Origin of the sequence: Natrialba asiatica DSM 12278, from assembly GCF_000337555.1 — an archaeon.
Lineage (GTDB): Archaea > Halobacteriota > Halobacteria > Halobacteriales > Natrialbaceae > Natrialba > Natrialba asiatica.
Genome location: NZ_AOIO01000014.1, coordinates 50,560 through 59,989 on the forward strand (window position 1 = coordinate 50,560; position 9,430 = coordinate 59,989).

At 66.4% G+C, this 9,430-nt stretch carries 13 protein-coding genes; 4 read left to right on the forward strand and 9 right to left on the reverse strand.

The annotated features are described in order from the left end of the window. Positions 1-19 precede the first annotated feature (19 nt). The 4 genes from C481_RS04925 (at position 20) to C481_RS04935 (ending at position 2,551) form a co-directional block, all read left to right on the forward strand. On the forward strand, positions 20-1,129 hold the full coding sequence (locus C481_RS04925; RefSeq protein ID WP_006107981.1) for a putative sulfate/molybdate transporter: 1,110 nt from the start codon (positions 20-22) through the stop codon (positions 1,127-1,129). Between the two features lie 158 nt (positions 1,130-1,287). Then, positions 1,288-1,416, forward strand: a complete 129-nt coding sequence (locus tag C481_RS22910) for a hypothetical protein (protein ID WP_275040055.1) — start codon at positions 1,288-1,290, stop codon at positions 1,414-1,416. Then, positions 1,409-1,918, forward strand: coding sequence for a DUF7384 family protein (locus C481_RS04930; RefSeq protein ID WP_006107983.1), 510 nt, complete (start codon positions 1,409-1,411; stop codon positions 1,916-1,918). Before C481_RS22910 ends, C481_RS04930 begins: the two co-directional genes overlap by 8 nt. A 204-nt stretch (positions 1,919-2,122) precedes the next feature. Then, positions 2,123-2,551, forward strand: coding sequence for a hypothetical protein (locus tag C481_RS04935; protein WP_006107984.1), 429 nt, complete (start codon positions 2,123-2,125; stop codon positions 2,549-2,551). A 72-nt stretch (positions 2,552-2,623) separates the two neighbouring features. Here C481_RS04935 and rdgB read toward each other — a convergent pair whose 3' ends face one another. The 9 genes from rdgB to C481_RS04980 form a co-directional block, all read right to left on the reverse strand. After that, entirely contained in the window at positions 2,624-3,169 is a 546-nt protein-coding gene (rdgB, locus tag C481_RS04940) for an RdgB/HAM1 family non-canonical purine NTP pyrophosphatase (RefSeq protein ID WP_006107986.1), read from the reverse strand. Positions 3,170-3,409: 240 nt separating this feature from the next. Then, positions 3,410-3,691 carry a DUF5808 domain-containing protein gene (locus C481_RS04945; RefSeq protein ID WP_006107988.1) on the reverse strand — a complete coding sequence of 94 codons (282 nt, stop codon included), beginning with the start codon at positions 3,689-3,691 and terminating at the stop codon, positions 3,410-3,412. A gap of 79 nt (positions 3,692-3,770) precedes the next feature. Further along, on the reverse strand, positions 3,771-4,469 hold the full coding sequence (pcp, locus tag C481_RS04950; protein WP_006107990.1) for a pyroglutamyl-peptidase I: 699 nt from the start codon (positions 4,467-4,469) through the stop codon (positions 3,771-3,773). A gap of 129 nt (positions 4,470-4,598) precedes the next feature. Continuing rightward, positions 4,599-6,305, reverse strand: a complete 1,707-nt coding sequence (locus C481_RS04955) for a bifunctional N(6)-L-threonylcarbamoyladenine synthase/serine/threonine protein kinase (RefSeq protein ID WP_006107992.1) — start codon at positions 6,303-6,305, stop codon at positions 4,599-4,601. A gap of 19 nt (positions 6,306-6,324) precedes the next feature. Further along, positions 6,325-6,459 carry a 30S ribosomal protein S27ae gene (locus C481_RS04960; RefSeq protein ID WP_006107993.1) on the reverse strand — a complete coding sequence of 45 codons (135 nt, stop codon included), beginning with the start codon at positions 6,457-6,459 and terminating at the stop codon, positions 6,325-6,327. After that, positions 6,460-6,780 carry a 30S ribosomal protein S24e gene (locus tag C481_RS04965; RefSeq protein ID WP_006107995.1) on the reverse strand — a complete coding sequence of 107 codons (321 nt, stop codon included), beginning with the start codon at positions 6,778-6,780 and terminating at the stop codon, positions 6,460-6,462. It abuts the gene before it with no gap. 344 nt (positions 6,781-7,124) lie between these two features. After that, positions 7,125-8,240 (reverse strand): WD40/YVTN/BNR-like repeat-containing protein, encoded by a 1,116-nt coding sequence (locus tag C481_RS04970; protein WP_006107997.1) that lies wholly within the window; start codon positions 8,238-8,240, stop codon positions 7,125-7,127. A gap of 60 nt (positions 8,241-8,300) precedes the next feature. Then, positions 8,301-8,714 (reverse strand): hypothetical protein, encoded by a 414-nt coding sequence (locus tag C481_RS04975; protein WP_049904440.1) that lies wholly within the window; start codon positions 8,712-8,714, stop codon positions 8,301-8,303. 167 nt (positions 8,715-8,881) lie between these two features. After that, a partial coding sequence (locus C481_RS04980; protein ID WP_006107999.1) for an ATP-binding cassette domain-containing protein occupies positions 8,882-9,430 on the reverse strand: 549 nt, incomplete at its 5' end.

Consider the following 9,430-nt stretch of genomic DNA (forward strand, 5'->3'; position numbering starts at 1 on the left):
CCCGCCAAAGAGCGTGTGAATGGCGTACTCGCTCCCGTCGCCGACTCGGTCCGACCTCGAGTTCTCGACCAGCGAACTCTCGGGTGCGCTAGGTGATTCGGTTACCGTTCTGCCGCTGCTGGTCGCCCTCGCCGCAACGACGACCGTCTCGCTGCCCCACGTGCTCGTCGGGTTCGGCGTCTTCCAGATCGTCTGGGGGCTGTACTACGGCTTGCCGCTCTCCGTCGAGCCGATGAAAGCGCTGATCGGACTCGCGATCGTCGGGTCGCTTTCCTACGCCGAACTCGCGGCGGCCGGGCTGCTCGCCGGCGTCGTCCTGCTCGGCGTCGGTTCGCTCGGCTTCGTCGGCCGCCTCCAGCGCGTCGTCGGCGAACCCGTGATCCGCGGCGTCCAACTCGCCGTCGCCCTGCTCCTGTTCGAGGCCGCCGTCGACCTCTCGGTCGGCGCGCCCGGCGTGGCCGCCGCCGGCCTCGCCGTCGTCGGCGCGCTCGCCCTCGCGGGCTACCGGCAGTCGAGCGTCCTCGTCGTCCTCGCGCTCGGCGGCGTCGCCGCGGTCCTCGCCGCCGGCGTTCCGACGCCCCGCGTTCCCGCAGCCGAACTCTTCCCCGCCGGTCCGCCGACGCTCTCCGCCGCGGCGATCGAGGGTACCGTCGCCCAACTCGGGATGACGGTCGGCAATGCAGCTATCGCGACCGCGCTACTCTGTGGCGACCTCTACGACCGGGACATCTCCGCCGACAGGCTCTCACAGAGTATGGGCGTCACCTGTCTCGCGGCGATCCCGTTCGGCGGCGTTCCGATGTGTCACGGCAGCGGCGGCCTCGCCGGCAAGTACGCCTTCGGCGCGCGAACCGCCGGCGCGAACGTCCTGCTCGGCCTGGGATACGTCGCCCTCGCCCTCGTCGCGACCGGCGCGCTGCTGGCCGCGTTCCCGGTCGCCCTGCTCGGCGTCTTGCTCGTCGTCGTCGCGATCGAACTCGGCCGCGCGGCGTTCGACCCGATCTCCGCCGCGGACACCCGTGCACTCTGCCTCGTCGTCGGCGTCGGGATCGTCGGCCTCGCGGCGAACGTCGGCGTCGCGTTCGTCCTCGGTGCCGTCGCGTTCTGGCTGTTGTCGCGTTACGCGTGATACGGTCTGCTGTAACGATTTACCGGCGCAACCGCAGGACGGGCGCGGTTGCGACGGAAATGACTTACAGCAGTCCGTATGAATCGTCCCCAAACGCGGCGCGAAACCGGGCGCGAAAACCCGGGCGACTTTTCTCCCGATAGGACAAACCACCGCCGATGACCACCACCTGGGGCGACCTCTTCGACCGCGGAGCGACCTACGACGTCGACCTCGACCGGATCCGTACGACCGCCGACGAACTGGACGACCATCCGGCGTCGAGTTCGGGTGAGCGGGATGACTGATCCCGATCCGGACTCCGACCCCGATCAGACATCCGCGCAGCCGAACCCCGCCCGTATCGCCGCCGATCCCGCGGTTCTCGCCGCCGATCTGCTGCTCGACGGCGACGCCCGCAGGGCGCTGGATCACGTCCGCCGCCACTCCTGGATCGACCTCGTCGCGAGCGATCACCTGCTCGCGGCGACCGAACGCCTCGTCGCCGCCCTCGCCGACCCCGACCTCGCGGCCGACCATCGGGCGCGCCTCGAAGCCGATCGCGTTCCCGTCGACCACCCCGCCGACGATCACCCGGCGCTCGCCTCGGCCTACCGCGGCGAGGCGGCGCACCTGCTCTCCTACGACGAGTCACTGAACTCGGCGGCCGCCGGACTCTCCATGCAGCCGCGACTCTCGCTCAGCGTGCGGACTCCCGACGCCTTCGCGACGGTGTTCGATCCCGAGAACCTCTATCCGGCGGTCGAAGGCGGTTCGTATCCGGGGCCGGACCGCGACCCGCGGGAATAACAGCCATCGGTAACACGAGTTCGTCGTTCAGGGTGGGCACGAAACTGAAACCCTCGAACGGAGAAATCGGGAAGTCCGTGGGCGGAGCGATTCGAGAAGTACGCGTGCGGATCGATCGTTGGTTTCAGTAGCGCGTTCTCGGCGAGGAGTCGACGTGCGATCGAAAACAGAAACAGTATTGACAATTAGGTAAACGATCATCGTATGAGCGGTCGAGTTGGGCTGTCGACGTGGTTCCCGGATCGACCCCCGACGTGGGGAGATGTCAGCATGATCGGAGTCGGCCTCGTGCTCCTCCTCACGAACGTTCCGCTTCGACGGCCACTGTCGTGGCAGGCGGTCGGCGTCGGATTCGTCGCGGTCCTCCTCGCACTCGGACCGGGGGCCAACACGGGGCTCGCGGCGTCTCTCGGCCGGTGGTTCCGAGGGATCGGAATCGACGGCCGGATGGCCGTCATCCTGCTGTATTGTTGTGCGTTGGCCCTCCTCTTCGCATTCGTTCCGTTACGGCTGGCCTTCCTTATGCACGCCTTTCTCGGCGGGATTCTGGCGAACACGCTGTACGCCGTCGCCTACGTGGTGTGGGCCAGAGTGGGACGTGGATGGCGGGTCGATCAGGCGGACACTGACTGATGGGGACAGGTCTGAGAGAGCATTCGGGAAGGTATCGTGAAACGAGACGACGGCGCGTACACGACCGCCCGACTACTGATCGGCGTACCACGCCGTAAACGCCGCCAGCGCCCGCCCCCGATGTGAAATAGCGTTCTTCTCTTCGACGTCCATCTCGGCCAGCGTCTGCCCGTTGAACTCGAAGATCGGATCGTAGCCGAAGCCGCCGTCCCCGCGCGGCGAGACGATGGTCCCGGCAAGCGTTCCCTCGAACGTTTCCGTCCGATCGCCGTCCGTGAACCCGAGAACCGTCTTGAACCGTGCCCTGCGGTCGTCCTCCGACTCGACGAGTCGCCAGAGGCGCTCGACGCCGACCGTGTCCTCGACGTACGCCGAGTACGGCCCCGGGAAGCCCCCGAGCGCGTCGACGAACAGCCCCGTGTCGCCGACCAGAATCGGGCCGCCGCCCTCGAGTTCAGCGAACGCTTCTTCCGCGCCGCGAATCGCGATGGCTTCGAGCGAGTCGCTCTGGATTTCCGTGTAGTCGTAGGGCACCTGCTCGACGGTGGTGATCCCCTCGAGATAGGACTGGGCCTCGCGCGCCTTCCCGTCGTTACCGGTGACGAACCGAATGGCCATATTCGAGGCAGCGGTCGCCGCGGGAATATAGCCGTCGGTTGCGCCCGCTGCGGGTCACACTGGTGTCTGACGGGCAACCGACCGCTCGAACCGACACGAGTAGACCTCGAAACGGGACGACCGTGAGAGCGAAATCGAACGCACAGACGCCCCGCTCACGAGCGGTGTGACAGTACTACCCTACCACTACATAGTCACCGGAGAACCGAGAGAACCGACGTGTGCGACTGAACTCGCCGCTCAGTGATCGTCGTCGACGATGACTTCGACGGGTTCGTCTTCCTGCGCTTCGGCGTCCGCGGACGACCCCTGCTCCTGTTGCCACAGCAGCGCACCGGCGACAACGACGACGATCCACGAGCGCCAGTTCGCGAGATTCAGCGTGTAGCCGACGCCGAAGGGCTTCTCGACGAGCATTCCCTCGCCCGGCTGCCAGTACGACGAGAGCATGCGACCGATGCTCGGCCGTTCGAAGTTGTACGGTACTCCGAGAATCTCACCGGAGGTCGGTTTGTCTGCCATGCCCACCAGTACGACCTCCCGTATTAAGAGTATTGTGTGCTCGCCTCGATTATGGAAATTGGTCTCTCTCGCGCGTTGATCACTCCGCCCCCGCTCGCGCACGCCCGTCAGGACGAGATACGTGCTTACAGGCCGCCTCGAGTCCCACGAGGACTCCCTCCCGCATCGTCTCGAGTGCCATACTCGGCTCGCCCTCATCGCGGGCCGCCGCCTGTTCGTGCGAGAGCGGAACGTGCACGAAGCCGGCGCCGAACTCGTGGTTCGTAGCCGCCGTCTCCGAAACGTGACGAGCGGTATACAGCAAATTGTTACAGAGATGCGTGCCGGCGTCGGTCGACAGCCTCGTCGGTACTCCGGCGTCCCGCATTGCCGCCTTCATCGCCCGAAGCGGCAGCGTCGCAAAATACGCCCCAGGCCCGTCCGCGACCACGGGATCGTCGACCACGCGCCGCTCGTCGTTGTCCGGCACGCCGGCCGAACTCGTATCGCGGAGATTGATCCCGACGCGTTCGAGCGACAACGCGGGCCGGCCGGCGGCCAGTCCGAGCGCACAGACGAGTTCAGGGTCGTGTTCGTCGATCGCAGCGGTGAGTTCGGCCGCCGCGCGATCGAAGACGACCGGCAGTTCGCGGCCGACGATCGTGTACGTCTCGCGGTCGAGCCCGTCGAGTCGCGTTGCCAGTTGCGAGGCGGGATTCGCGCTGAACTCGCCGAAGGGTTCGTAGCCGGTGAGCAGGACGGTGGGGTCTGCGGTGTCGGGTTCCGTGTCGGCGGTCATCAGTTGCGGAACTCTCGGCGTCGCCACAATAGTGCCAGGGTCTCGGCAGTCAGTTGTCGGGCCCCGGTGTCGACCAGGCCGGCACCGGTCACGAACAGTCTCGATGCGGTCGCTCGAAGGCGGCCCAACTCAGGTGTACCGTCCCCGACCCTCGACATCTCGAAGCCGTTCGAGCACCCGTTCGTCACCGACATCGCGGTATCCCTCGCGGACGGCGTCCCGAAGCGGCTCGGGGTCGTCCGCGGTGCCGACGAGACTCTGATCGAAGACGTGCAGATCCATCGCGTAGTCCTCGACGTGGTCGGTGTGATAGCCCAGTCCGAAGTCGATGAGGTACGTCCGATCCGCGTTCACCCTGACGTTTCGCGTCGTCGGATCGCCGTGGACGAATCCCGCCTCGTGCAATCGTGCGAGGTGGCGGCCGACATCGCGGACGTACGCGACCCCGCGGTCGCTACCGAGTTCGTCGCGGAGATCAGCCGCGCCGACGAACTCGAGTTCGAGTCGCGCCTCCCGCGAATCGACATCCGAGAGCACCGGCGTGGGGACGCCCTCGCGACGCGCGAGGTTCGTCAGCCGGGCCTCGAGGGTCGTCCGCTCGCGGCGGAGACGGTCGTCGAGGTTCGGGTGGCGGTACGTCTTCGGCTTGCGGCGTTTGCGCACCCGCCCCGTTGCGGGATCGAGGTCGACGAGCGCCTCGGCACCGCGGACCTGATCGTCGCGAGAAGCGCCGCGTCCGGGGGCGAGTTCGGGTTCCTCGCCCTGCTCGCGGGTCCTTCCGTCACCGCTTGCGGTTTCGAGGTCCTCGCTTCGCTCGGACCCCCCTCGCCACGTGACCGGTACCTGATCGGGGCGGAAGTTCGGATCGACCCGCGAATCCTCGAGCGCGAGCGTGTCGCCGGCCGCGTACATCTTTGCGCCGAGGACGGCGATCATCCCAGCGTTGTCCCGCAGGAATCGCGGCTCGGGCGCGTGAAAGTCGGCTCCGCGCTGCTCGCACATCGACGCGAGCATCTCGCGCAGGCGGGCGTTCTGTCCGACACCGCCGCCCAGCACGAGTTCGTCGCTGCCGGTCAGCGAGAGCGCGCGCTCTGCCACCTCGGTCAGCATGGCGAAGATGGTCTCTTGGAGCGAGTAGCAGATATCTGCGACCGCCACACCGTCGTCGTAGCGCTGCTTTGCGGCGCTCATGATCCCCGAAAACGAGAAGTCCATTCCCTTGACGACGTAGGGGAGATCGATGAACTCGCCGTCCTCCGCGGCCGCCTCGACCTTCGGCCCGCCGGGGTGGGACCAGCCGACGTGGCGGGTGAACTTGTCGATCGCGTTGCCGACGCCGGTGTCCATCGTCTCTCCGAGGACGCGGTAGCGGCCGTTGCGGTAGGCCAGCAGGTGGGCGTTTGCGCCGCTGGCGTTGAGACACACGGGCGAGTCGAAGTCGGCGGTGTGGCGGCCGATCTCGAGGTGGGCCACCATGTGATTCACGCCGACGAGTGGGACGCCAAGCGATTGGCTCAGCGCCCGCGCGGCCGTTCCGACGGTTCGCAGACAGGGGCCGAGCCCGGGACCGCGGGAGAAGGCGACGGCGTCGACCGGCGGCTCCGAGTCGGGGCCGTCGAACGTCTCGCGGGCATGGTCGAGTGCCCGTTCGACCACCGCCGGAATCGCGTCGTGCATGTGCTCTGCTGACTCGCGGGGATGAATCCCGCCGCTTTCCGGCTCGTAGGCGTCGGTTTCGATAAAAACGTCGTCGGTCTCGGCGTCGAAGACGGCCGCACTGGCCGCCCAGGCGGTGCCTTCGATGCCGAGTACTCGCGGGGCTGAACTCGGACTCACGACTCAGCGGTGCTCGTCGTTAGGCCCACTCGGTGTAGCCGCACTTGCCACAGTGCTTGCGGTCGCCGTGGTCGGCGAGGAAGACGTCGCCACAGCGGGGACACTGCTCGCCCTCGATGCTGCCGTCGTCGCCGTAGAGTTCGTAGCGCGCCATTTATGCTTCCTCCGGATCAGCGTCTGCCTCGGCCTCTTCCTCGACGCCGATCTTGTTTCGCTCGAGCATGTGTTCCTGCTCGACGTCGCGGGCGTGGTCTGCGGTGTCGTAGACCTTGGCCTCGCCGACGGTCTTTCGCATCCCGAACTTGGTTTCGAGTTTGCGGATGACGACCTCGTCGGCGTCCTTGTTCAGTTTCGCTGCGAGGCTGTCACGAACCTGGAGTCGCTCCGGGGTTGCGTCCTCGTGGGTTAGTTCGAACGTCACGTCCGTCCGGTGCAACATGGGGTTCTCCGATTCGGAGATGATGTCGACGTCCATGATATCACTCAGTTACCCTACTATCCCCGTGTAGCGCCTAAAAGGATTTCGAAGCGACCAGTGACTGCCGCTCGGCCGACCCACCCTGGATAAGGTCCTTGCAGTCGCTTTTATCGAGCACTGGGCGGCCGAGGAGACGATGGCGTTCGGTTTTCCACCTCTCGACTAGGGGGAAAGACGTGTTATCTGTCTGGTGTAACCGGGTACCGAATGCCCTCCAGAAGACGCCTCCTCGGCGGAGTCGGCACAACGGCCGCGATCCTGCTGGGACCTCCGCGAGCGCTGGTGTCGCTGTTCGAACACCGGCGCAATAGCGGGCTGGTCGCGGGCCGTCAAAGCCGTAGCTACGCTTTGACCACTGCCAGTCCCTGCGGCGTCTGGGTGGCGGCTTCCGACGGCCACTCGATGTCGACCCGCTCCCATCGGTCCCCGAAGTCAGCGGTGACGAACAGCCCTCGATTGTTTACGCCGTAGACGGTGTCGTCGTCGCCTGTCGTCGCGAAGACGGTCCGGACGACGCCGTCGCCGGTCGGAAGGTCGTGGTCGTCGAGGCGTACCCATTCGTTCCCGCCGTCACCGTCGCCGGAACCCAGTTTTCGATAGACGTACGACTCGGCGCGGCTGGCGGTGTGGGCCGTCGACGCGCCGCTCGCGCTCGAAACCAACACTTGGTCCGGATCGGCGGGGTTCGGGACGACGCTCCAGCAGTAGCGGTGGCCGAGCCCCTCCTGGGGATGGGCCCAGTGCTCGCCACCATCATCGCTTTCGGCGTAGCCATCGCCGGCCGCCGCGTAGAGTCGGCCCTCCCGATCGGGATGCGTCGCCAGGCTGTGATTATCCAGCCGCGAGCCGTCGGGTCGCTCGTGCCACGTCTCGCCGCCGTCGGTGCTGTAGACGAACGCGCCCGCCTCGATGCCAACGTAGAGGCGATCCGGATCGAACGGATCGACCTCGAGCCAGCGGACGTGGTGCGTGTGGGGTTGCGGCGGGAAGTACCACTCCGATTCCGACGGCAGGTCGATCAGTCCGCCGAGTTCAGTCCAGGAGTCGCCGCCGTCCCTGCTACGGTAGACGCGGCTGGGTTCGGTACCGGCGTAGAGCACGGCCGGATCGTGCGGGCTCATCGCGAGCGACATGACGGCTTCGCTCGCGAACACGTCGTCGGTTTCGAGTCGGTCGAACGTCTCGCCGCCGTCCGTGCTTCGAAAGAGACCGCGCTCGAACGTGCCGACGAACAGTCGGTCTGGCGCGTCGGGGGAGGCGGCGACGCACTGGAGTTCGTGGCCGGAGAGCCGGGCGGTCGTCGTCCGGTTGGCGTTCGTTTCTGCCACCGTTCTCTGCGTGCCCGTTTCCGACGCGGTGGCTGCGTTCGACGCGGCCGAGAGCCGTGACGAAGACTGCGCTGCAGCGTCACTCGTACAGACGAGAAGCCGATCCCGAAGGGCGATAGCGATACGCATACACTGTCGTAGGCGTTCGATCCTCAAACGAGTCGCGGTGCGCTCGCATGCACGACCCGGCTACTCGACGGTAAACAGTTCCTCGTCGAGTTGCACTCCGCCCAACCCGCACTCGAGCGCCCCGAACGCGAGAATTAGCGAGGTCCCGAGCGCGAGGCAGGCGATGAGCGCTCCCCAGACGCTCGGCGCAGTCAGCAGTTGCAGGAAGCCAACTGAACTCGCTGCGACCGACAGGACGGCCAGTCCGATTGCAGCGACTCGCGGCCAACCGACCGTCATAACGCCGAGCGCGATACGATCGCGGAGCCCGGCGACAAGCAGTGTGAGGCCGCCGAATGCGAGCCACCCGATCAGAAACAGATCGATCGTCGTCGTCGGGCCGCCGAGCGCGAACAATCCGGCGACGACCGCAAGCGTCACTACCCCGCACATACCGAGTCGCCGTCGAAGCGAGTTCATCGTAAGTATCGACATTCGACGTTCTTCATCCGTCTTTGTAGTCGACCTCGGTAATCGTTCGGATTTCGCGGCGGTGCACGAGACGGCGTAGAGCGCGGCATCAGACGGACTGCTAGCAGTCAGTGCCGGCACAGCTGCGCCCCGTCCTGGGTAGCGCCGGGAAATCGGTACAGCAGACCGTCTCAGTCGTCATCCATCGGTGCCGAAACCGGCTCGACGCGCTCGCCGCGCGGTCCGTCGAGTTCAACGTCGGGCAACAGGTCGCGCAGGTAGTGTCCGGTGTGGGAGTCATCGAGTCGGGCCACGTCCTCGGGGGTGCCCGTGGCGACGACGTTGCCGCCGTCTTCACCGCCCTCGGGGCCGAGGTCGATGATGTGATCGGCGTTTTTCACGAGGTCGAGTTCGTGTTCGATGACGGCGACGGTGTTGCCGTTGTCGGTCAGCCGGTGGAGCACGTCGACGAGTTTGCGCTCGTCGGCCGAGTGCAGGCCGGTCGTCGGCTCGTCGAGCAGGTACAGCGTCTCCCCGGAATCCTTCTTGCCGAGTTCTTCCGCGAGCTTGATTCGCTGGGCCTCCCCGCCCGAGAGCGTCGTCGAGGGTTGGCCGAGTTTCATGTAATCAAGCCCGACGTCCTGCAGCAATTTGAGGCGGCGGCGGATCTGGCTCGAGGACTCGAAGAACTCGTAGGCCTCCTCGACGCTCATGTCGAGCACGTCGGAGATGGTCTTGCC

Excerpts from the sequence above, each read along its gene's own strand:
- C481_RS04975 (WP_049904440.1), bottom strand. The coding sequence starts at position 8,714 with ATGTCGATACTTACGATGAACTCGCTTCGACGGCGACTCGGTATGTGC.
- C481_RS04935 (WP_006107984.1), top strand. The coding sequence starts at position 2,123 with ATGAGCGGTCGAGTTGGGCTGTCGACGTGGTTCCCGGATCGACCCCCG.
- C481_RS04925 (WP_006107981.1), top strand. The coding sequence starts at position 20 with ATGGCGTACTCGCTCCCGTCGCCGACTCGGTCCGACCTCGAGTTCTCG.
- C481_RS04960 (WP_006107993.1), bottom strand. The coding sequence starts at position 6,459 with ATGGCGCGCTACGAACTCTACGGCGACGACGGCAGCATCGAGGGCGAG.
- C481_RS04970 (WP_006107997.1), bottom strand. The coding sequence starts at position 8,240 with ATGCGTATCGCTATCGCCCTTCGGGATCGGCTTCTCGTCTGTACGAGT.
- C481_RS04945 (WP_006107988.1), bottom strand. The coding sequence starts at position 3,691 with ATGGCAGACAAACCGACCTCCGGTGAGATTCTCGGAGTACCGTACAAC.
- C481_RS22910 (WP_275040055.1), top strand. The coding sequence starts at position 1,288 with ATGACCACCACCTGGGGCGACCTCTTCGACCGCGGAGCGACCTACGAC.
- rdgB (WP_006107986.1), bottom strand. The coding sequence starts at position 3,169 with ATGGCCATTCGGTTCGTCACCGGTAACGACGGGAAGGCGCGCGAGGCC.
- pcp (WP_006107990.1), bottom strand. The coding sequence starts at position 4,469 with ATGACCGCCGACACGGAACCCGACACCGCAGACCCCACCGTCCTGCTC.
- C481_RS04965 (WP_006107995.1), bottom strand. The coding sequence starts at position 6,780 with ATGGACGTCGACATCATCTCCGAATCGGAGAACCCCATGTTGCACCGG.
- C481_RS04930 (WP_006107983.1), top strand. The coding sequence starts at position 1,409 with ATGACTGATCCCGATCCGGACTCCGACCCCGATCAGACATCCGCGCAG.